Source organism: Fictibacillus enclensis, assembly GCF_030123385.1.
In the GTDB taxonomy this organism is placed as follows: domain Bacteria; phylum Bacillota; class Bacilli; order Bacillales; family Fictibacillaceae; genus Fictibacillus_C; species Fictibacillus_C enclensis.
In genome coordinates, this window is sequence record NZ_CP126109.1 from 2695210 (window position 1) to 2717715 (window position 22506).

The 22506-nt window shown below is 44.2% G+C and carries 23 protein-coding genes; 4 read left to right on the forward strand and 19 right to left on the reverse strand.

Features of this window, described 5'->3' with window-relative positions; genetic code table 11:
• Positions 1 to 27: 27 nt before the first annotated feature.
• The 8 genes from QNH15_RS14095 to QNH15_RS14130 all read right to left on the reverse strand — a co-directional run bounded on the left by QNH15_RS14095 (position 28) and on the right by QNH15_RS14130 (position 6321).
• The gene (locus tag QNH15_RS14095; RefSeq protein ID WP_061970556.1) at positions 28 to 213 is read right to left on the reverse strand and encodes a hypothetical protein; all 186 of its coding nucleotides are present in this window, start codon (positions 211 to 213) and stop codon (positions 28 to 30) included.
• Between the two features lie 193 nt (positions 214 to 406).
• A complete protein-coding gene (locus QNH15_RS14100; RefSeq protein ID WP_283889030.1) occupies positions 407 to 1756 on the reverse strand; it encodes an IS1182 family transposase in 1350 nt (449 codons plus the stop codon).
• Positions 1757 to 1905: 149 nt separating this feature from the next.
• Positions 1906 to 2817, reverse strand: coding sequence for an oxygen-dependent tRNA uridine(34) hydroxylase TrhO (gene trhO, locus QNH15_RS14105; RefSeq protein ID WP_283889031.1), 912 nt, complete (start codon positions 2815 to 2817; stop codon positions 1906 to 1908).
• Positions 2818 to 2987: 170 nt separating this feature from the next.
• On the reverse strand, positions 2988 to 3458 hold the full coding sequence (locus QNH15_RS14110) for a hypothetical protein (RefSeq protein WP_283889032.1): 471 nt from the start codon (positions 3456 to 3458) through the stop codon (positions 2988 to 2990).
• Positions 3459 to 4682: a DEAD/DEAH box helicase gene (locus QNH15_RS14115; RefSeq protein ID WP_283889033.1), complete on the reverse strand. Its 1224-nt coding sequence runs from the start codon at positions 4680 to 4682 to the stop codon at positions 3459 to 3461.
• A 5-nt stretch (positions 4683 to 4687) separates the two neighbouring features.
• Positions 4688 to 5215 carry a hypothetical protein gene (locus tag QNH15_RS14120; RefSeq protein ID WP_283889034.1) on the reverse strand — a complete coding sequence of 176 codons (528 nt, stop codon included), beginning with the start codon at positions 5213 to 5215 and terminating at the stop codon, positions 4688 to 4690.
• Between the two features lie 150 nt (positions 5216 to 5365).
• On the reverse strand, positions 5366 to 5740 hold the full coding sequence (locus tag QNH15_RS14125) for a YppE family protein (RefSeq protein ID WP_283889035.1): 375 nt from the start codon (positions 5738 to 5740) through the stop codon (positions 5366 to 5368).
• Positions 5741 to 5802: 62 nt separating this feature from the next.
• Positions 5803 to 6321, reverse strand: coding sequence for a MerR family transcriptional regulator (locus QNH15_RS14130; RefSeq protein ID WP_283889036.1), 519 nt, complete (start codon positions 6319 to 6321; stop codon positions 5803 to 5805).
• Positions 6322 to 6512: 191 nt separating this feature from the next.
• Here QNH15_RS14130 and QNH15_RS14135 point away from each other — a divergent pair, with 191 nt between their 5' ends.
• Positions 6513 to 6635, forward strand: a complete 123-nt coding sequence (locus tag QNH15_RS14135) for a hypothetical protein (RefSeq protein ID WP_276203847.1) — start codon at positions 6513 to 6515, stop codon at positions 6633 to 6635.
• 168 nt (positions 6636 to 6803) lie between these two features.
• Here QNH15_RS14135 and QNH15_RS14140 read toward each other — a convergent pair whose 3' ends face one another.
• Complete coding sequence (locus QNH15_RS14140; protein WP_283889037.1) at positions 6804 to 7790, reverse strand: DUF2515 family protein; 987 nt, start codon at positions 7788 to 7790, stop codon at positions 6804 to 6806.
• A gap of 111 nt (positions 7791 to 7901) precedes the next feature.
• Here QNH15_RS14140 and QNH15_RS14145 point away from each other — a divergent pair, with 111 nt between their 5' ends.
• The 3 genes from QNH15_RS14145 to QNH15_RS14155 all read left to right on the forward strand — a co-directional run bounded on the left by QNH15_RS14145 (position 7902) and on the right by QNH15_RS14155 (position 11598).
• Positions 7902 to 8150 carry a glutaredoxin family protein gene (locus QNH15_RS14145; RefSeq protein ID WP_061970577.1) on the forward strand — a complete coding sequence of 83 codons (249 nt, stop codon included), beginning with the start codon at positions 7902 to 7904 and terminating at the stop codon, positions 8148 to 8150.
• 84 nt (positions 8151 to 8234) lie between these two features.
• Positions 8235 to 8843 (forward strand): Holliday junction resolvase RecU, encoded by a 609-nt coding sequence (recU, locus tag QNH15_RS14150; RefSeq protein WP_283889038.1) that lies wholly within the window; start codon positions 8235 to 8237, stop codon positions 8841 to 8843.
• Between the two features lie 76 nt (positions 8844 to 8919).
• Complete coding sequence (locus tag QNH15_RS14155; protein WP_283889039.1) at positions 8920 to 11598, forward strand: PBP1A family penicillin-binding protein; 2679 nt, start codon at positions 8920 to 8922, stop codon at positions 11596 to 11598.
• 60 nt (positions 11599 to 11658) lie between these two features.
• Here the strand turns inward: QNH15_RS14155 and QNH15_RS14160 are convergent.
• From QNH15_RS14160 to dinG, 10 genes are all read right to left on the reverse strand, one after another.
• A protein-coding gene (locus QNH15_RS14160) for an IS3 family transposase (protein ID WP_283889040.1) occupies positions 11659 to 12824 on the reverse strand; the annotation gives its coding sequence in 2 pieces (ribosomal slippage) (positions 11659 to 12548 and positions 12548 to 12824; 1167 coding nt in all).
• Between the two features lie 114 nt (positions 12825 to 12938).
• Positions 12939 to 14210: a glycosyl hydrolase family 18 protein gene (locus tag QNH15_RS14165; protein WP_283889041.1), complete on the reverse strand. Its 1272-nt coding sequence runs from the start codon at positions 14208 to 14210 to the stop codon at positions 12939 to 12941.
• A gap of 54 nt (positions 14211 to 14264) precedes the next feature.
• Positions 14265 to 14729, reverse strand: a complete 465-nt coding sequence (locus tag QNH15_RS14170) for a YpoC family protein (protein ID WP_283889042.1) — start codon at positions 14727 to 14729, stop codon at positions 14265 to 14267.
• Positions 14716 to 15402, reverse strand: a complete 687-nt coding sequence (gene nth, locus QNH15_RS14175) for an endonuclease III (RefSeq protein ID WP_283889043.1) — start codon at positions 15400 to 15402, stop codon at positions 14716 to 14718. Before nth ends, QNH15_RS14170 begins: the two co-directional genes overlap by 14 nt.
• 56 nt (positions 15403 to 15458) lie before the next feature.
• Complete coding sequence (locus QNH15_RS14180) at positions 15459 to 16178, reverse strand: DnaD domain-containing protein (protein ID WP_283895574.1); 720 nt, start codon at positions 16176 to 16178, stop codon at positions 15459 to 15461.
• A 192-nt stretch (positions 16179 to 16370) separates the two neighbouring features.
• Entirely contained in the window at positions 16371 to 17663 is a 1293-nt protein-coding gene (gene asnS / locus QNH15_RS14185) for an asparagine--tRNA ligase (protein WP_283889044.1), read from the reverse strand.
• A 78-nt stretch (positions 17664 to 17741) separates the two neighbouring features.
• Positions 17742 to 18926, reverse strand: a complete 1185-nt coding sequence (locus tag QNH15_RS14190; protein WP_283889045.1) for a pyridoxal phosphate-dependent aminotransferase — start codon at positions 18924 to 18926, stop codon at positions 17742 to 17744.
• Positions 18927 to 18944: 18 nt separating this feature from the next.
• Positions 18945 to 19424, reverse strand: coding sequence for a cell wall elongation regulator TseB-like domain-containing protein (locus tag QNH15_RS14195; protein WP_283889046.1), 480 nt, complete (start codon positions 19422 to 19424; stop codon positions 18945 to 18947).
• A 14-nt stretch (positions 19425 to 19438) separates the two neighbouring features.
• The gene (locus tag QNH15_RS14200; protein ID WP_283889047.1) at positions 19439 to 19609 is read right to left on the reverse strand and encodes a YpmA family protein; all 171 of its coding nucleotides are present in this window, start codon (positions 19607 to 19609) and stop codon (positions 19439 to 19441) included.
• An 85-nt stretch (positions 19610 to 19694) separates the two neighbouring features.
• Entirely contained in the window at positions 19695 to 22505 is a 2811-nt protein-coding gene (dinG, locus tag QNH15_RS14205; RefSeq protein ID WP_283889048.1) for an ATP-dependent DNA helicase DinG, read from the reverse strand.
• Position 22506: the final 1 nt, after the last annotated feature.

Here is a 22506-nt window from a genome sequence, read left to right on the forward strand (position 1 = left end):
CCGCATTGAGCTGCCTCGTTTTTTTATTTAATGTTTATTATGAAGATAATATTCTTTCATTTTTGCTTCTGCCTCTTCTGCTTTTTTCAATTCACGTTCATGAAGTTTTTTTAGGAACTTGACTGTCATCCATGCAAGGATCACGAAAATAATAAAAATAAATACAGCAGGCAGCAGTTCCAGTTTATTTTCCGGCATCTCTACATCGATCATCAACTACACACCTTCCCTGTTATCTCTCCTGTTCATTATACACCGTAGACTCCCGGCTAAAAAAGCATCCTTTTTGTCAAAGGATGCTTTCAGCTTGTGGAGAAAGCTCTGTTTTTTCTCCACAAGCTTTTTTATTTGTTTAGAATTACTGCCCTGTTGTGTGATTTCTCTGAAGAAAAAGATCCTCACACACCTAGCCAAGCTTGGCTAGGTGTGTGGCGATCTTTTTCATATTCTGACAGGCTGCTGTGAGAAGCACCTGCTCACTCGCATTCTGTAATCCCCTCAACCTGCAATAGCGAAGCCCATGCAGCTCTTTCGAATCTGCGAAGCTTCGCTCCACCTTTTCTTTTCTAAATTTATAAAGCATCTTTCCAGAAGCCGACAGTCTGTTGTCGCGTACTTTTTCTTTATGTTCTTCCCAGACATGGCGCGTTACGACTTTTTGTTTGTTTTTTGAACGCGTGCACTCATTTAATAGTGGGCATTCTGCGCATAGCTTGGGATCCGATTTATACTCCTGATATCCTTCCCTTGTGGTTGTGCAGTAGACGAGTTCCTGGCCATTGGGACAAACATATACTTCCCGTTCTTTATCGTATGTAAATTTCCATTTCGGCATCAGCCCTTTTGTTGGGTGGTATCTGCGGTGGGCGATCACCCCGAAAATCGTCCGGTCATAAAGTCCCTTACAAATCGGAGTGGTGAGATAGCCTGAATCTAAAGCCACAGCTTCTACCCCTAATTGAAATCGTTCGATTTGGCGGTCTAAACGAGAAAGGTAAGGCACAGAATCATGCACGTTCCCAGGGGTGACATAGGCATCGGTGATAATATTGAATTTCATATCGGTCGTTCTATGATCTAAATAACAGAACATTTCTTGTTTATGGTCTCGCGACATAAAACCACAATCGGGATCAGTCGTACTTTTGCGAATTTGCTTCTTTTCTTTCACCTCCTCTTTCTCTTTTAAGGGCTTTTTTCCGTGCTTTTCTCTGTCCTCCTCGACCGCCTGATTTAATTCTTCAATGTATCCTCTTGTTTCTGCTTCCACTTCTTCTCTTGTGAATTTATGTTTATTGGCATTCGCTTTAAGGTGGGTAGAATCGGAAAATAAGACTCTTCCTCCCACCATTTTATGATTCATGGCTTGAAGGACGATCTCATCAAAGATCTCTTGAAAGACGTGGGTATCTTTGAAACGAGTCCGCCGGTTCCAACTGATCGTGGAATGATCTGGAACAGGGTCATTCAGTTTTAAGCCAAGAAACCAGCGATAAGCGATATTGGTTTTGACTTCTCGTTCAAGTTGTCGTTCTGAGCGAATGCCGTAGAAATAGCCGATGAACATCATCTTGAAAAGCAGAATAGGGTCCGAAGGACGTCCTGTAGATTCTGAATAATAAGGACGAACTTTCTCACCGATAAAAGAAAAATCGATATAGCGATCAATCTTCCTCAAGAGGTGGTCTTCAGGAACCAAATCTTCGATAAAAACAAACTCTGCTTCATTCTGAGTATCCTTTTTAGGCTTATACATACAAACACCGTCCGATCCTTATTTGTTAGTTATATTATAACAAATTAACGCGGTGAATAAATAAAGTTGATGGATAAAAAAATAGACTGTCGAGAGTTTCTCGACAGCCTGAAAGCATCCTTTTTGTCAAAGGATGCTTTTTTTACGATTTATGATGGAGCTATATTTTTCTCTGTGACATAACGGTTCCGTTCATGATCTCTGCATTGCGTGCTGCACGCTCTTTTAGACCTGTGTTCACAAGGTTCACACATTAATAGATGTTGATTGCATTCGGGATTTCCGCATTTAACATACCGCTCCTCCGGCTTTCCGCAGTGATAGCATTTGCCGACTACCTTTTCCGTTCCTGCACGATTAACCGCGACCGAGGTTCTTTCATCAAATACATAGCATTTTCCGTCCCAAAGATCTCCTTTTACCTCAGGATCATAGCCATAGGAGATGATGCCGCCTTCGAGCTGGGAAACATCCTGAAATCCTTCCTTTATCAAAAATCCAGAAAACTTTTCGCAGCGGATCCCTCCTGTACAATATGTCAGCACCTTTTTATCTTTGAATTTATCAAAATTATCTCTGACCCAAGCAGGAAGATCTCTGAAGTTTTCGATCTCCGGCCGGATGGCTCCTTTAAAGTGCCCAAGGTCGTATTCATACGTATTTCTGGCATCAAGGATTACCACATCCTCCTGCTGCAATGCTTCATAAAATTCTTTCGGGGTAAGATGTTTTCCTGTAAGTTCGTTCGGATTCACATCATCATCCAAACTTAAATTTACAATTTCCTTTTTGAGCCGGACCTTCATTTTTTTAAACGCATGATGATCCGATTCTTCAATTTTAAAAACCATATCTTGAAAACGTTCGTCGTTCTTCATATGGTTCATATATTCAGATGTTTGCTCCAACGTTCCGGAGACCGTACCATTGATCCCTTCCTTCGCCACCCAAATTCGCCCTTTCAAGCCTACTGACTTACAGTAATCAAGATGAGAGGAAACAAACGCTTCCGGATCTTCAATCGCAATATATTTATAAAAAAGCAATACCTGATAATTCACTTATTTTCACTCCAATTGCGTAGTTTCAACTCAACTATCATATCAAATTTCCAAGAAAAAGGGCAGACCTCTTATTAGCAGCATTTCCCGGTGCAGCTATGTATAAAAGTATGATTCATTTGATTCTTAATAAAAAAGGTCCCGTGCTCTTGGCACAGGACCTTTCCGGTTTAGGCAACCCCTTCATCCTTGAAACCTTGCGAGACAGCTTCATAATGATGTTCTAAGGAAATTCTCTTTATTTTACTGAAAAATTCATCAGGAAGCTCCTGTACGAGCTCCTTGGCGATCTTCCATGCTTGAACTTCTACAAGCAGTTCAATTTTTTTGCGTTTGAATTCATCTTCTGTCGAATCATAAAGCTCCACGAGTTTTTGCAAATAAGGATCTGTGGCGTGTCCTGCTTCATGAGCAAAAATGACACTCGCATACTCTACGAAAACATCCTCATTGGGAAACAACCACTCGCTTTGTGCCTGAATTTCTTCCAGATACAATGTGATGCACTGTTCGCCCGCATTATATTTGCCTCCGATATTCCGGTTCAGCGGGCATTTGGCTTCAATGTGAATGTCCACCGAAATATTAAAGTTTTCAACCATTTGATTTATTTTTTGTACCAATCTTTCATTAACCAGCAATTACTTCCCCTTCTTTTTTATAAAATTACCGCTTCGCTGGGGAGTTGATTTCCTTGGATTTCTCTTTTTGGCTGGCTTCTGCTGAATCTGTGAAGCCGGCAGCAGCTGGTCCTGCTTAATCACTGCCTTTTCTGCAGGCATATTGAGCTTTTTTGCCCATTTTAACAGAACATTTTCCTCTCTCTCGGTAACCAGCGAAATGACGGTTCCTGTTTGTCCCGCTCTTCCTGTTCTGCCCGAACGGTGTATGAATTGTTTTTCGGAATCGGCGAGATCGAAATGAATAACATGTGTTAATCCGCTAATATCAAGTCCTCTGGCAGCAAGGTCTGTAGAAAGAAGCAACGCATGGCTGCTGGAACGAAATTCTCTCATTACCTTTTGCCGTTCCTGTTTTGTTGCCTGTCCGGATAATACACCTACAGTAATGCCCCGGTAAGCAAGCTTGGCGGCGATCTCTTCAAGTTTTAAATTGGCCCCAAAGAAAACGATCGCTTTCATGTTCGAATTGTGTCGAATTATGCGCCTCAGATTATCTATTTTATCACGTCTTTCAGAAATCAGATAGATATTTGCAATGGACTCCCGTGCTTCTGTATCACGGCTGATTTTTATGAAATGCGGAGTATTCATCCACTCTTTGGCGATCTCTTCTGCTTTGTTAGAAATGGTTGCTGACACAAAAACAAGCTGACGATCCTTCATCGTTCCTTTAACAATATTCTGTACTTCATCCATTAATTCCATATCATAAACAATGTCAGCTTCATCGACAACAATGGTTTTCACCTCATGAAGCTTTACTTTTTTATTTTTATAAAGCTCCAGGATTCTTCCCGGTGTACCGACTATGTAATGCGGTTTTTTCTTGAGCTTTTCCACTTGTCGCTGCACATTTACCCCGCCGATTAATGTTGTCCCTGTAATGTTGCTTCCTTTCGCGTATTCCTGAAGGACCGAGTGAATTTGCATCACAAGTTCTTTAGTTGGCGCGATTACAACAGCCTGCAATGCCGTCGATAAGCTATCAATCTTATCAAGTAAGGGCAGACAATAGGCGAGCGTTTTTCCTGTCCCTGTCGGTGATTCTACGACAAGATCCTTTCGCTCAAGCATAAACGGCAGCATTTCTTTCTGAACTGGCGTTAAGGAATCGAAAGCCGCCTCCTTCCAATTCTCCTGCAAATAAGGCTGTAATTCTTGAATCGGTGTTTTTGTAGCCATAACGATTAACGTCCCCCTTTATTTAGTATTCGTTCAGCAGCAAGAAGGATCCGGTTAACATAATCCTCAAGCTGTTCACTATTTTCTTCATGCAATTTGAGATGGATGACAACATCGATTTGATTCTGGTAGCTTCCTCTTGGCAAACCATAAATATAGGAAAGAGTTTGTGTAACCTCTCCATCCGTTTTCCACAGTCTTCTCATAGCTTCACCAATCCTGGAACATTCTGCTTCTATATCCTGTACAGTGGTGTAAAAAGTAACAGAAAAAATACAGCCTGTACGTTCGGTTTCTCTTTCCATTATTTCATCAGCCAGATCTTCTAAACCAGCTTTTAATCCGATTTTCGCGCGAACATCCTTTTCTTTTTTGCCGCTTAACAAAACCTCTAAACTGTAGGTTCTGCTCATCGAAGCCAAGTCAACGAGGTCTTTCCGGCCGGTTACTTTTAAAACTCCTTCAAAATCAAGATCGTAAGCCATTCCCTCAAGAATAACTTTCAAGTTTTCATAGATGGTCGGATCAAACATGTAAGTACCCTTTCTTTTAAATCATTATAATACGGTACGTGAAATTATTTTAATGAATGACAATTTCATTTCTTTTATTTTACCCATTTCATCCGGCCAGCGCGAATTTATAACGGGCAAAATAAAAAAGACGGTGGCAGTTTCCGTCTTTTATGAAAGAAGCCGATCCAGCAAAGTACTCAGGACATAATCAATGGATTTGATCATCTCGGTAAATCGTTTTTCCCGGGTGTCGAGCTGGAAGGCAAATACCGCAATAAAGTTCAGATTATCAAACGTATCATTTATCTGGGGCACATGGATATACTTTGGACGGTTGTTTTCCACCCACTTAAGCGCAAGGGGTTTCCATTCCTCTGTTAACATCCGGATTTCGTCGGCAAACGGCTTAACCTCGCCATAGAAGTCGACTTCATACCCTTCTTTTTTTGTTTTGGTAAGATATTGGTCCATTGCTGCTTTGTTTTTACCCAGCAGCTGTTGAGTAAGTTGAATAAGACGTTGTTCCATACGTAATGATTTCACTCCTGACCCCTCTATCCTATCAAAACAAAGGACAAAATGCACGAGCTTCCTTTAAAAGAAGGTTACAGCGTGAAAAGTCCCACCAGCCAATTGCGGCGCTGTTTTTTAAACCCTGAAGCATCTTCCTGTGCCCCATCCGGCATTTTTAAAAGTTTTACTTCAATATCTTCAATTTTTTCTTCTATTTTAACCAGCCGCTTCATCATGTCATCCATTTCTGTTGCATGCTGCAAAACCTGGTATGACAATACATCGTCTGCTTTTTCCTCCAGCTTTTTTTCCAGCTTTTCGATCTGGGCCATCAATTGATCGAACCGTTCATCAAACGCTCCTGCCGGCTGGCCTTTTGCCTCAGGCGTTTTAATCTTTGCTGCTGCGATTTGAATATCACCCATTAGTAAACCAGCGTCCAGCTGTTTTTTGATTTCCCGCAAATCTTCAATATCCTGCTCGGAAAACAGATAATGACCATGGTCGTTTTTCTGGCACGCAAGATTGAAATGCTTTACCCAGCGCTGAATGGTAGTTGGATTGACACCAAGTTCTTCCGAAACCGTTTTTGTTTTAAACACCATTTCCATTTCTAATTCCCTCCCCGTTATCTTATAACACAAGTATTCACTCCTCTTTAGCGTTTCCCTTCACAGGTGACAAAACTAGAACTGATTCGGCAAAGAAAGTGGTTTTATTCAAAAAAACCCGCCTTTCGACACTGTTATCCTGTATGAAACAGGACCTACTGCCTAACACTACGAGAAGGAGGTGAAGAAACATGGAACAGCACGAAAACAGCCTGGAGCAGGAGCAGGAAAAAATGACAAACGCCCCTGAACAGGAAAAAAAAGAAGGATACGGCGACAAAAAACTGGAAGGCCCCAACTACCCAGCTACATAAAGAGAAAAGCTGAAGGACCCGTATAGAGACGAAAAGCATTGGAGGTCTTTGTCATAAAACGTTTTTTGTTTTCTGACAAAGAGTGAAATGATCGAGTCTCTGGGTCCTGAAGCTGGATCATGAAAAGCTGAACCTACAAAAAGTGTCCCGCTCATCCGGGACACTTTTTTAACGTTCTTTTTTCGAACCATTTTTATCTTTAAATATCAATTCCTGCAGCAAGATACCGAGCTGCAGCTGCAATTCTTTATGGTGATACCAGTTTGTTAAGTTAATGTTTCTCGGAATAGTGAGCTTATGGTAATACGCCTGCAGGTTTTTTGTTTTCCGGCTCCAGTCGGGCAGCGAAGGACGGCCATGCTGCACAAGTGGATATATAAGCCTGAGAAGTTCCGGTTCCCGCCTCTGGTTGGGATAAACGTATTGTTCATAGTCATGCCGGGATCCGGTGTGGGGTATGACCCGCGAAAATTCATCAAAAGCTTTTGCGTACGGAGACCGAAACAATAGCCAGGCCAGCCTTCTTCCAAGCAAAATGCGGTTTTGCACCTTTCGGAAACCATGTACGGAAAAGCCATAAATTTCTCCGTTCAGGGTGGGAAAAAGCACAGTGCTGAAATGAAGCCAGTTCTGAAGCCTGTAGGGGATAGACAAAAAAACCCGCCTCCGGTATACCGGGTGCTCAATCACCGGTTTTTGGATCAAATGCTGTTCATTAATGATGAGGGATGTCCAAAGCCGCTCTTCATCCCTTTTTTGCCAAAACGCAAGCCATTCGTTTTGCATAAAGGCAGAAACATTAAAGAATGGAAGAAGCGAAAAGAGAGGTTCTCCTGCCTCCTTGCTTTTTTCATATAGAAGCAACTGGGGGTATGCATCGGAAAAAATCAACCAGTTCGCCCGTTCATAAGTTAGGAAAAGAAGGTTTCGATAATGAGGCGGAATGGAGCGGCTGATCCATTCACCTTCCAGGTCACACATGTTATATCCCGCATTTCTTGAAACAAGAGAAGCGAGAAACGACCACTTGATTTCCGGATGGTTTCTAAAAAAGTGTTCATATAATACGGTACGTGAAATATTATCAAGATTGCCGGCATCTGTTTTCTGCCGGATTTCCTCAACAATCGCCTTTCCCCATGCACTGATGACCATATAAGCCCTCCCTTCATTTCTTTTAGCCTTCGCAACTGTTGGTAAAATATTTGTAAGACAGAAAGAAAAACGCTAAAATGAAAGGATAAGAATCTCTCTGGAGGATTAACCATGAAGCAGAAAGTAATTATTTACACGCAGGAAACTTGTTCCCCATGCTTTGCTGAAAAAGAATGGCTGACTTCAAAACAAATCCCATTCGAGGAGCGCGATATCCGCAAGAACCCTCAATACATGAATGAAGTGATTGACCTTGGAGCCAGTGCCACTCCAGTAACCGTCATCATGGACGGAGAATCAAAAAACATTGTGCTTGGATTCAAGCAAGACGAACTGGAATCCCTTCTTCAACTGGGATAAGAAAATGAACAAAGGGAAAATGACTATGCCGGCCATCATGCTGACATAGTTTTTATTTGCCATTCTTTAAAAGGATGTGAAAACATGGCACCGATTCAATATCCTAATGGAAAAAAACCGTCTTCTGCCCTGTCTCCCCCCACTTCAAAAAATACTGTTTCTTACGGAAACCGGGGAATGACACTGGAGGAAGATCTGAACAAAAGCAATGAATACTATCTGGAACGGGGTATTGCCGTCATTCATAAAAAACCGACACCGGTTCAAATTGTCAATGTTGAATACCCCAAGCGGTCTGCAGCTGTAATTAAGGAAGCCTACTTTAAGCTTGCTTCAACCACGGATTATAACGGCATATACCGGGGAAAGTATATTGACTTTGAAGCGAAGGAAACGAAAAACAAAACTTCTTTTCCGCTTCGCAATTTTCATGAACACCAGATTCGGCATATGGAAGCGATTCTTGCTCATGGCGGAATTGCCTTCATCATTCTGCGCTTTTCAACATTAAACGAAATCTACCTTCTCGACGCCCGCCACCTGATCCCCTACTGGAACGATCAAACGAACGGAAGAAAGTCGATTCCAAAAAAGGAGATTGAGTCGCTCGGACAACCCATCTCATCGGGTTTTTTGCCGAGAATTGACTATCTTAAAATCATTGATAAAATGTACTTTCATGACGAAGATTAAGGCAAGGTTCATAAACAGCGCCTTTTTGACGAATAATCATAATGTACATTGCAGTTATTGAAAGGTTGATACAACTATGTCGAATGAATACCGCAGCAGGCAAGAACGAAGGCAGGCAGCCGAAAACGGAAAACAACCTGCCCCAAAAAAGAAAAAGAAGTTCCCTTTTTTTAAAGCGATTTTAGCTTTTATCGTTATTATGTTTATTATTGGAGCGATATCGGTCGGAGTCATTATGGCGAAATCACCGAAACTCGATCCTGACAAATTGAAGACGCCTTTGTCTTCCCAGATCTATGATAAAGACGGAAAAATGGTCACCTCGCTCTTTTCTGAGCAAAACCGGGTAAAAGCAGGAATAAAGGATATTCCGCCAAACGTTCGGGATGCATTCATCGCAGTCGAAGATGTTCGTTTCTATAAACATCCCGGCGTTGATGTGCGCCGTATCTTCGGTGCTGCCCTCGCCAATGTAACCGGCGGCTTCGGTTCCCAGGGAGGAAGCACGATTACACAGCAGGTGGTAAAAAACACCATTTTAACGAATCAAAAATCGTTGACCCGTAAGATCCAGGAAGCTTATTTGGCGATTAAACTTGACAAGAAATACTCGAAAGAACAAATTCTAGAAATGTATCTCAATAAAATCTACTTTGGTCACAACGTGTACGGCATCGGAACAGCGGCCAAAACCTATTTCGATGTGGACCGGCTCGATCAGCTGACGCTTCCGCAAACCGCATTGCTTGCTGGGCTTCCAAAAGCACCAAGCAACTATGATCCATTGAATCACCCCGAAGCTGCAGAAAAACGAAGAAATGTCGTTCTGGGTCAAATGGAAAAGTACGGTTATATTACGAAGGCGGAAGCAGACAAAGCAAAAGCCACACCGGTTACGAAAGGCCTGCACAAAGGAAGCCTTCAGGAAACGCGCATCCATGAAGCCTATCTTCAGCAGGTAATCAAAGACATTCATAAGATGGATGGCATGAAAAATGTCGATGTGTTTGCCGATGGGCTGAAAATTTACACCAACATGGATACGAAAGCGCAAGAAGCCACCGAAGATGTTCTGCAAAACGCTTCGTTCCTTAAAAACGAAAACAAAAAACTGCAATCAGGCATCGCGATCGTCGACACAAAAACAGGCAGCATCCGCGCCATTGGAAGCGGCCGTGAGGAAAACCTTATGAGTGCCTACTACGCTTCCGGAAATCAGCGCCAGCCAGGTTCCACCATTAAGCCAATTTTGGACTATGGTCCGGCCATTGATCATTTTAAATGGAATACCGGCCACATTTTGAAGGATTCACCTATTACGATTAATGGTTCGACCATCCATAATTTTAATGATGAGGAGTTCGGCGAGGTTTCCATGCGCCAGGCGCTTGTAAAATCAGAAAATACGCCGGCCGTCCGCACATTTATGGAAGTGGGCGAAGATAAAGCCGTTGATTTTGCCAACAAGCTTGGCATCAATATTGATTCAGCGCCTCCCGCCTATGCCATCGGAGGATTCCAGAAAGGGATCACACCGCTAAATCTTGCGGGTGCCTACGCAGCCTTTGGTAACGAAGGGGTCTACAATGCACCAACGACGATCCGAAAAATTGAATTTCCAAATGGCGACGTTGTTAAGCCGGATACTAAACCGGTCAAGGCGATGAATGACTTTACCGCTTATATGATCACCGACATGCTCAAGGGTGTCATGAAAAGCGGAGGAACAGGGGCAATGGCGAATGTTCCCGGCTTAAATCTTGCCGGAAAAACAGGAACCACCAACCTGCCGAAGGAGTTCAGGGACGCCAACGGAATCCCGAAAAGTGCAACAAATGACGCCTGGATGGCAGGTTATACTCCTTCCTACTCCGCAGCCGTGTGGACAGGCTACAATAGCAAAAAGGACAATGAAGGGGTTCATTATCTGGATACAAATCAGCGGAACTATTCCAAGCTCATCTTTAAAGAGGTCATGAGCAGGCTTAACCATGATGGTTCAGATTTCAAAAAACCGAATTCAGTTGTCGATGTCACGCTTGAAAAAGGCACCAATAAAAAGGCAGGCGAATTTACACCTGAGAACGAGAAAACGCATGAATTGTTCGTACGCGGTACAGAGCCAAATGAAGTATCTGATAAATACGACCAACCCGCTTCCATTGAAGGCCTTAAAGCCGAGTACAATAAAAAGAAAAATGCCATTGATGTAAAATGGAACTATAAAGGCAATGATAAGACCATTTATAAAGTAGCCGCAAGTGTGGATGGCACACAGGCAGCCGAACAAACGATCAAGGACCAGTCCTTTACCGTTCCTAACGCAGAAGCAGGAAAAACCTACAGCTTCCAAGTGACCGCCATCAACAGTGAAACGAATAAGGAAAGCCCGCCCGCGCAAACGTCGGTCACCGTTCCTGGCGAACAGCCTCCTGCACAAAGTACTCCGCCTGATCAAAATAATCCTGGCGATCAAAACCAGGGTGGCAAAAAAGAGCAGGGCGGCAATCAAAATCAGGAGCATGGTGATCAGAACCAAAACCAAGGCGGCGAAAATAATCAGCCTGATCAAGGCGGAAACCAGCAAGGCGGTACCGGGCAGCCAAACACGACAGAGCCGCAAAATCCACAAGGCCCTGAAGGAAACCAAAACGGCCATAGAAATGGCCAGGGAAATGGGAATAACCAAAATCAACGGCAGCAGCAGCGACAGAACCATCAGCAATTCCCTGCCCTTCCGGATCTTAACCAATAGAATAAAAAAGAACGCCGCTAGACTGCCATATTGAAATGAGACAAGAATAAAACACCTTTATTAGGCTGCCATTCGACCAAATTCCATGGGTGAATGGTAGCCTAATTTTTCTTGTATTCTTTCTTCATTGTAGTAGTTTATATAATGGTCAATTTGCTCACGTACCTTATCTAAAGATAAAGAATTGAATTTTACATACTGAAATTGTTCCGATTTTAAATTGGAATGAAACGACTCGATGACGGCGTTATCCCAACAGTTGCCCCTTCGCGACATGCTGCTGATTACTTCTTCCTCTTTCACAAAGTTCTGAAAGGCATAGGAAGTATACACACTGCCCTGATCGGAATGGAGAATTACCCCTTTCGGGTTCCCTCTATGGTCCAAAGCCTCTTTTAGCGTATCCATGACTAAGGGGGTTTGCTGATGTGTATAGAGTTTATAGGCTACAATTTGGTTATTATATAAATCTATAACCGTCGATAAATAAAGGGTAGACGATCCATATTGAATATAGGTAATATCCGTCACCCATTTCTGATTGGGCGCGCTGGCCCGAAAATTTCGCTCTAATAGGTTGGGGGCCACCACGATCGTTTCTCCTTGGGATTTCCATCTTTTTTTCGGCTTTACCCTGCATTGAAGATGATGTTTCTGCATTATGCGCTGAACGGTATTTCGATTGAGCTTTACTTGGTGCTGACGCCATAATAAGGCTTTGATTTTGCGGTGTCCATATCGATATTTTGTTTCCTTGCACAATGAAATAATGACCGTTTCTTCTCTGCTTAATGATTTCAACGGAAGCGTCTTGACCCAGCGATAGTAATTCGCCCGCGGCACATTTAATACGGATAGAACGGCAGAGACCGTATACTTTTTCCGCAATTTCTCCACAAGCTGCAGGACTACTTCTCTTTCAACTCCTTTACCATCTCCAAGTACTTTTTTAAGATTTCGTTCTCCTGTTTTAAATGGGCATATTTCTTCTCTTTTTTCTCTTCCTCACTCAGGATGTCTGGACCAAGCCCATAGGTGTATTGCTTTCCAATCGGCTGATCAAACCGATGGATCTCATTATTTTTATACCATTTCATCCAGGTACTAATTTGCGTTTTGTTCTTAATCCCGTGCTTTTCCATAATCTCCTGGTTGGTCAATTGGCCGCTCATTTTATCTTTAATCACAGCCCACTTCACTTCACTTGAATATACGTTTTTGCCCATGCAAAAACACCTCCGAATTCTCACTTGTTTTAAGTGTAACATTTCGAAGGTGTTTTATTGTGTCTTATTTACTTAGGTTAGTCTACGCCCCGGTCAGCCAGGGCGGCGTTCTTTTTATGATTGAAAACGGATGTTGTACCGGTCCTCCAGGTAATTCCACAAACCCGGATAATCAAAAGCGAGATTCCAAAAGCTGGCGCCTCCCAGCTTGTATTCATCGATCAGGTCAAATTTGGCTTTCATGCTGCGGTAATCCTCGAACCAGACTTTATGCTCTTTCTTTTCTTTATCATAATATACAAAATACGGAGCATGGTCCTTGCTGTCATATTGGATCGCCGCTTTTCGCTTGGCTGCGAGCTGTACGGCCTGAACCGGGCTGAGCGCCTTGGCCTGCGGCCCTCCCTGAACAAAGGGAAGCTTCCAGTCATAGCCGTACAGGTTGATTCCCATGAGGATTTTGCTTCTCGGAATCACTGTTACCGCATAGTCAATCACTTTTTTCACTTCTGTGAGCGGGCTTACCGGCAATGGGGGACCACCACTGTATCCCCATTCATATGTCATGAGGATCACATAATCCACGGTCTGTCCATGTGCCTTGTAGTCATGCCCTTCGTACCAAATTCCTTTTTGTTTTTCTTTGGTCTTGGGAGCAAGAGCTGTAGTGGATATATACCCGTCTTTATGCATACGTTCGGTCATGGCGCGCAGGAACCGGTTGTACCGCTCCCTGTTCTCTCCCCCGATATATTCAAAATCCACGTTAACACCCACATACCCTTTTTCTTTCATGACTTTCGCTGTATTCTCGATCACCTTATTGCTGATGGCCTGGTTTTTTAAAATAGTGGTAGCCAGTTCCCTGCTGAACGCTCCATCTTTTATGGTTGTCAATGAAAGAAGCGGACGGACATTTTCTGTTTTGATATCCTGTAAAAACGAGCCATCATCCAAGGGTTCCAGATCACCATTTTCTTTCACTTCATAGCTGAACAAAGAGATATAGCTCAATGCCTTGGCCGCATGATTAAAATTTTCCTGGGACTTATCCGAAGGTTCGGCGAAAGCGTTCGTTGTAATCGTGCGTTTGCGTTTCTGGGGCAAAGTGAGTGCGAGCCCTTCCATCAGCTGGCCTTCCGATACTTCAGGATTTGCCTGCTGAAGTTCCGCTTTCGTAACGCCTAGCTTTGCGGCAATCTTTTCGAACGTGTCCCCTTTTTTTACTTTATATTCAAAAGGCGCAGGAATAAGCAGCGTTTGTCCGACTGCCAGCACATCCTGCTGGCCAAGGGCATTCACTGAAGCAATTTTTTGCCAAGGTAAATTATAAAATTGTGACAGCTTATACAACGAATCCCCTTTCTTGACGATATGGATTTGCATAACTCCCCCTCCTAGACGTTCTCATGACACATTCTATGTGATAAGAATCTGTCCCTATTCCTTGTGGGGGAAACGGGAATGGGTAGCAACCTTTTTTTCCAGTTCCGAAAACAGCTCATTCAGCTGAATCCACGCTGTAAAATGGGCGGGCCGGTTAATAATCATCTCCAGCCGCTCCACGATATTGACAGGCTTTACCGGGAGGGAGGGCACTGTGTCGTGCCATTGAACCAAATCGTCCACCCTTCTTTTGTTGGACCAATACAGCGCCTGTATGAAACAGCTCAGCTGGCGGATCATGGGGCCTCTTGCTTCCAGGGGCTTCCGGTCTGAAAATAACTGCCTGATCCTCTCACCCTCTGTTTTCCACTGATCAAACTTATTCTGCAGCTGCTCAGGGGACAACGGCCATTGATGCGGAAAGCTAATGGCCTCTATGTCTTCCCTAAACGGGACTTCTGCCCGCTTATTGTCCTTTCCAAAAAAAAGCGGATGGTTCATGGAATCAGGAATTTTCATCTTTTTTTACAAGTTGAGCTTTTTTGACGCTCAATTTCATTCGTTTTTGGCCCTCCCGGCATAGTTCAAGCAGCGGGCATTCCGGACAGCGCGGACTTTGTGCCTTGCAATGATACCTTCCGAAAAAAATGAGACGGTGATGAGTGATGCCCCACTGTTCTTTAGGCACCTTTTTCATTAATGTTTCTTCAACCTGCAGCACAGAGTCCTTCCATTTGCAGATGGCCAAACGCTTTGTCACCCGTTCCACATGCGTATCCACGGCTATGGCCGGAATGCCAAAGGCAACAGAAACGACAACATTGGCCGTTTTTCTCCCGACACCCGGCAGCTTTGTAAGCTCATCCCGGTCCTCGGGCACCTTGCCGCCATAATCGTTCAGCAGCATATAACACAGCTTTTGTATATTTTTTGCCTTGTTCCGGTACAGTCCTATGGAACGTATATCATCCTGCAATTCCTCAATCGGCACCTTGAGGTAATCATCTGGTGTTTTATATTTGGCAAAGAGCCCCGGTGTGACTTTGTTCACCAGGGCATCTGTACACTGTGCCGATAAAAGAACAGCGATAGTGAGTTCAAAGGGATTGCTGTGATTCAGTTCGCAATGGGCATTGGGAAACATCTCTCCTATGGTATCCAAGCAATAAGCAATCTCTGTTTTATTCAGCATAGTCATCCTCCTGATTTAATACCCTTGCATGCAAAAACAGACGAGATTTTCCTCGTCTATGATTGCTCAAGCCAGTTATATACGGGAACAGAGAATTGATTGCGGCTGTCAGTGGATTCTGCCGGCCTGGCCGCAGGTTTGTTTTGCCGCGCCCTGAACTTCTCTCCGTACGTTCTGGCTTGTTCTGGTGTTTGTATATTATTCTTCTTCCATTCAAACAGAATCCGGTCGATATAGCGAAAATTAAGCTTACCTGTCATGACTGCTTCCTTTAACGCGGAAATGATCAATGGCGAAGTATGCCTGTCCTGATCGATCCAAATCTTCAGAGTTTCGCATTCCATGGGGGACAGCGGCCGTCCAAATTCCCGTTCAAAAATGGTATAGACACTTTGTTCTTCTTTTTCTTTATTGGCTAAGTCCCGCTCAGCTTCCTGGCCGGAAAGGATCGAAAGCAATTTTTCCCAAAGCGGATTCAGGGAATACGCTTCGTAGTACATGCCTCTTTCATCGTCTTCATATTGGCCGATCTCCAATAACCCCTGCTGGATAAAACCTCTCAGCATTCCCATGCAACGTGTCGGGGTAATACTCATCCTTCCGGAAAGCTCCTCCGGAGTCGGGAAGGGATTCCCCGATTCTATAAATGTATGTACATGCAGAAGTAGCATGCATTCTTCGTCCTGAAGTCCGATGGACCGGTAATGCTTAAACAGAACATGGGGTATTGAAATCGTTCCTTCTGACAGCCATTTCAAAAATAATGCCTTTTCCATCATAACACCCCTTCTTCATCAGTATACCACGAGTAAGCCTTCTTTCCCCAATCATGATGTTGCCGTGAAAACATCGATGAAGCTTAAGACGGATAGGTGTAACCGCCCTACAGACAGGTCCCGGGTGAAAGGTGAAAAACCTCCTTAAAGAGGAGGTTTTTTAAAAGTTTTTTCTAAAGTAAGTTTAAAAAATCAAGGATACAGTCGGTTCAGCAGACGTGGGAACGGAATGGTTTCACGCACATGTTCGGCGCCGGTAATCCAGGCGACAGTACGCTCAAGACCCAGACCAAATCCGGAATGCGGCACACTGCCATATTGGCGGAGCTCAAGATACCATTTGTAGGCATCATCTGTAAGTCCATGCTCTTCATAGCGGGCTTTCATGAGTTCAAGATCGTCAATACGCTGGCTTCCTCCGATGATTTCCCCATAGCCTTCCGGTGCAATCAGGTCGGCGCAAAGCACGACATCATCTCGTTCAGGATGCGGCTTCATATAAAAGGCCTTGATTTCTTTTGGATAATTGGTGATAAAAACAGGCTTGTCAAAGCTTTCGGCAATCGCTGTTTCATGAGGCGCACCAAAATCTTCTCCCCACTCGATATCATCAAATCCTTTTTCTTTCAGAAGTGTAATCGCATCATCATAAGAAATCCGCGGAAACGGAGCTTTTACATTTTCAAGCTTGGAAAGATCTCGGCCTAGCACAGTCAGTTCAAGCTTGCAGCGTTCAAGCACGGATTGTACCACATGGCTGACAAACTGCTCCTGAATCTCGAGGGATTCTTCATGCTCCACGAAAGCCATCTCAGGCTCAATCATCCAGAATTCGATCAAATGGCGACGTGTTTTTGACTTTTCGGCACGGAAAGTCGGACCGAACGAGAATACCTTTCCAAGCGCCATGGCTGCAGCTTCCATATACAGCTGTCCGCTTTGAGAAAGATATGCATCTTCGTCAAAATATTTGGTATGGAACAAAGTCGTTGTTCCTTCGGCGGAACTGCCTGTCAAAATAGGCGGGTCGACTTTGATAAATTCATTTTTGTGGAAAAACTCATACATGGACTGAATAATTTCATTTCTGACTTTCATAATCGCATGCTGGCGTTTGGAACGCAGCCAGAGATGGCGGTGATCCATCAGAAACTCTGTGCCATGCTCTTTTGGCGTAATCGGATAATCCACTGCTTCATGAATGACCTTCACGTCTGAAACAACGAGCTCCACACCTGTTTGAGAGCGGTCGTCCTGCTGGACTTTCCCTGTCACATACAGACTGGTTTCCTGTGTAAGTCCTTTGGCTGTTGTCCAGATGTCTTCAGCCACTTCAGCTTTAACGACCACTCCTTGAACAAAGCCCGTTCCGTCCCGAAGCTGCAAGAATGCAATTTTGCCGCTCGAGCGCTTATTGCTCAGCCAGGCACCGATGGTTACTGTCTTATCGATATGGCTTTTTAATTGGGATATTGTTGTTTTCACGTGACACCCTCCAAATCATTCTATGTATAAGTGATTATCATCTAATCACTTATAAAAATCAAATACCCTCAAAATCTATTATTTGCTCTTTTTTTCCATGAACCGGGCAATCCGCTCCAAAGCTTCCTCAAATTTTTCAAGGGATGTAGCATAAGAAAGCCTTACATTGTCCGGTGATCCAAACCCTGAACCCGGAACAAGCGCAACTTTCTCCTCCTCAAGGAGCGCTGCCACCCATTCATCCACACTGTTAAAGCCGGTCATTCTAACCGCTTCCTTCACATTCGGGAAAAGATAAAACGCACCTTTGGGTTTCACGCATGAAAAGCCCGGAATTTGAATCAGCTTTTCATAGACGGTATTCAGGCGGGATTCAAAAGCATTCCTCATTTCTTCCACCGGTTCCTGGCTTTCCTCATAAGCAGCAATCGCGCCATATTGGGAAATCGTGGTTGGATTGGAGGTGCTGTGGCTGTCCAGGTTGGTCATTGCTTTAATGATCGTGCTGTTGCCTGCCGCATAGCCGATCCTCCATCCCGTCATGGAATGGGACTTTGAAACCCCGTTAATAATTATGGTTTGTTCTTTCAGCTCCGGAGAAAGCTGGGCAATGGATGTATGCTGTGCACCGCCATAAATTAATTTTTCATAGATTTCATCCGAGATGATAAGAATATTATGTTTTAAACATACTTCCCCGATTTGTCTCAGTTCTTCTTCATTGTACAAAGAGCCTGTTGGATTGCTTGGGGAATTGATGACGATCGCTTTTGTTTGTCCTGTCACCGCTTCTTCCAGCTGTGCAGGTGTAATTTTAAACGCATTGTCTTCCTTGCCTACCACATAAACCGGTACGCCGCCTGCCAGTTTCACCTGCTCGGGGTAGCTCACCCAGTACGGTGTTGGAATAATGACCTCGTCTCCGTCGTTTAGTAAAACTTGAAAAAGTGAATAGAGCGATTGTTTCGCTCCCGTCCCAACTACAATTTCCTGAGGTGAATAGTCGAGATTCTGGTCTTTCTTGAATTTTTCTGCAATTACCTTTTTAAGAGCAGGCAGGCCTCCTGAAGCGGTATACTTCGTATGTCCTTCCTTCATGGCCCGGTAGGCAGCCTCAATGATGTGTTCAGGGGTATTAAAGTCCGGTTCTCCTGCGCCCAGTCCAATCACATTATGCCCCTCTGCTTTTAATGCATTCGCTTTTGCCGTGATGGCCAGTGTTGTAGATGGTGTAAGTGCTTTTACTCGGTTTGCCAGTTCCATTCTTCTCATCCCTCACTTTTAGATTTCTTGCTTGATGCTGTATTTTTTATAGCGTTCTCCAGTTTGGAAATCGCCGTAGTAAAACGTATACCTTCCGCTATCATCCAGATAAACGGCTTCCCATACCACCTGGTTGTTCTCCATTCCAAGCCGGAGATTCACCCACTTCTTTGGGTTGAAGTTTTTGTCCACATAGCTCTTCATTTGCTGCTTTGTCAGGCCATCACTTTGTTTTACCAGTTTGGTCTTGCCTTTGTTATTAACCATCACATATACTTTGCCATACTTGCCGGAGGTACCGCTTAGCACATCCAGCGCCTGATTCCCGTGATAATAATCCACCTGGTCAACCTTTAAATGATAATCGTTTTGTGCAGCCTGTACTGCTCTCTCCTGTTCCGCATCACGGTTCGAAAGAATCTTATTATACAGTGAAATGCTCTGCCAGAGGATAATTCCGATACAGGCAATCCCCAGAATAATCCACCATTTTTTCATCTCGTGCACCCTTTTTACGTTTTGTAGATGGTAAATATCATTTTATTTTCATCCTGTTCATCGAGTGCCAGACCGAACATGACATCCTTATATTTCAATGTTTTGTTTAATTCGGTCACAACCTTGTAAAGGTCAGGCGATTTGCCGATCTTCACAGTGGAAAGAACTTTGATTCTGCTGTCCAAATCTGCTGCCTCCTTACCCAATTCCATCTCGTAACTTACTATATCAGACTTCTGCCAATTTTGGGACAGGCAATCTCCATCTATTTTATGACGGATCGAGCCATCCTTCAAGATCGGTGAGCAGGTCGGCCATCAGACCCTTTTGAACGGGTACCGGCGGCAGAGAAGTAATGAACGACTTGCCGTAGCGCGTCTCTGTTATCCTTCTGTCGAAGACAAATACGACACCCTTATCCCTTTGTGTACGGACCAATCGTCCAAACCCCTGCTTGAAGCGGATGATGGCCTGCGGCAGGGAAAGTTCCATAAACGGATTGCCGCCGTCTTTCTTAAGTTTATCTGATCGGGCTGCGGTTACCGGATTATCAGGCGGGGCAAAAGGAAGCCGGATGATGACAAGACAGGACAGATCTTCGCCCGGAATGTCGATCCCCTCCCAAAAACTGCTTGTGCCAAACAGAATCGACTGTTCAAATTTCTTGAAATTCTTCGTCAAACGTGCCCGGCTTCCACTGTCAATTCCCTGTCCAAACAGGACAAACTCATCTGAATTCGAAATGTTTTTGAAAACATTGTAGGTTTCCCTGAGCATGTCGCTTGAGGTAAACAGAACAAGCATCCTGCCTCTGGTCACTTTGGCAATATGGTACAGCTGCCGGGCAATAACGGCAACAAAGGTTTCCTGGTCCACTTCATTGATGAGCGGTACATCCTCAGGAACCATGAACTTCACCTGCTGATCGTACGAGAACGGTGATGGAAGATTAGCAGTAATTGGCCCGAAATCATCGAGACCCAACCGGGAGGTCATATACTGAAACGAGTTTCTGACCGATAGCGTTGCTGAAGTAAGAACCGCGCTGTTTTTCTTGGCAAAAAATTCATCAGCCAGCATATCCCCGATAACGATCGGTTTGCTGTACAGATATACGGCATTTTTTGCCCCCTTCGCCTCCACCTCAAGCCAGAATACTTCATCATCGTTCACCTCCCATAACAGGTGACGCAGTTTTTCTTTTTCCTCTTGCAACTGGTTTCTCACACCATTAAAATCGGCGACAAGCCCTTTTTGTTTAAAGTTGAAATGGTCTTCTTTTTCTTCGCAAAGCTGTGTCGTTTTTTTTAACAGCTTTTCCAAATCATTGACTTCAAAATGAACACGCTGGGACATCTCCATGATCGCCTGCCAGGCTACGCGTTTTCCCTCCCGTTCCCCGTACCGGTAGCTCACGCGGCCAAAGTCGTTCATGCTGCTTTTTTTGGCTTCAAGCACATAGTCACGAAGGGTACGGAACAAATCATCCAGTTCCATTTTCAGATCTGGCAGCTTCATGGCGATTTTGTCCAGGGACTCTTCCAGTCCTGGTACTTCTGTGGTCTCTGTCAGTTCGTAAAGTTTTTGCACAAGCCCATTGTCTTCCTTTGTGCCCATGCGTTCAAGCAACCTTACAAACACAAAATAATCCGTTTGAACGCCGAAATGATCGCTTACTACTTCCTCCACATGATGGGCTTCGTCAATAATTACTTCCTTGTAAGAAGGCAGCAGCTGGGCGTCGGATTTTACATCGGTAAACAAAAGAGCATGGTTTGTGATGACAAGGTCCGACACCATGGCCTCTTTTCGTTTCCGATGATAAAAACATCTGGAAAACCAGGGACACCGCTGATTCAGGCATGAGCCCGAATCGCTTTTCACCTGTTGCCAGAACAGCTTGCCGCCTGATGCAAGGTTTAACTCTTCAACATCGCCCTGGGTGGTTTCAGTCAGCCAGACGAGCAGTTGGGCCTTTGTCAGATTCGTATCGTAATTATCATCGTAGCTGTCATCCAGTGATTGTTCAAACTTGCGCAGGCACAGATAGTTATTGCGGCCTTTCAGGACTGTGGCATGAAAGGGGAACGGCAAAATGTTCTTCAGAATGGGAATATCCCGCTCCATAAGCTGCTGCTGAAGCTGAATCGTATGTGTACTGATGACGATCGGCCGGTCATGCTGCTTTCCGTACACCAAGGAAGGGATAAGGTAGCCAAGCGACTTTCCAACACCCGTTCCGGCTTCAATCACGGCATGCTGATGATCTTCCATGGCTTCAAAAACCATACCGATCATCTTTTGCTGACTTTCTCTTGTTTCATAATGTTCCATTTCCTCCGCAAGGGTGCGAAGCAATGATTGAGGGTCTACGCCGGCGTCTGCTCCGATGTCCTCTTTTTCAACCGGTGAAAAAGATTTGATCGCGAGCTGCCGGAAATAATCCATTCCTTCCTCATCTTCTATTCTGGAAGACTTCGAAATGATGATGTCCTTTACGATTTCCTCCAGACTGCTCTGCATCTTTTTCAAAAAAGGTTCAAGTCGCTGAAGCGTCAAGAGCGGAAGAGTGTTGAGCTTATCGAGCAGCTGAACGAGCAAATGTGCGGTTACTTCCGCGTCACTATCGGCCTGATGGGGGTTTTCATGGACAATACCCAGATAATCTGCCAACTGCCCCAGCTGATAGCTGTCGGCCTGCAGCAATAAAACTCTGGAAAGTTCCACGGTGTCAATCATTGGTCCGGAAAATCGCCGGTACCCGCTGTTTTCAAACTCTTCCTGCAAAAAGTTCAAATCAAATAATACGTTATGGGCGACGAAATAAGATCCTTCAAGCATCTGTAAAATGGCCGGTGCAATCTCTTCAAACAAAGGGGCATCCGTAACCATCTCATCATTGATCCCGGTAAGCTGCTCAATAAACGGAGGAATGGGGATTTCCGGGTTCACAAAGGAAGAAAAACGGTCAACGATTATGTCATTTTCAACCACCACAGCTCCGATCTGAATGATCCGGTCTCCACGTGCGGGGGAGTTTCCAGTCGTTTCTACATCAATAACAACATAACGGTTGTTCATC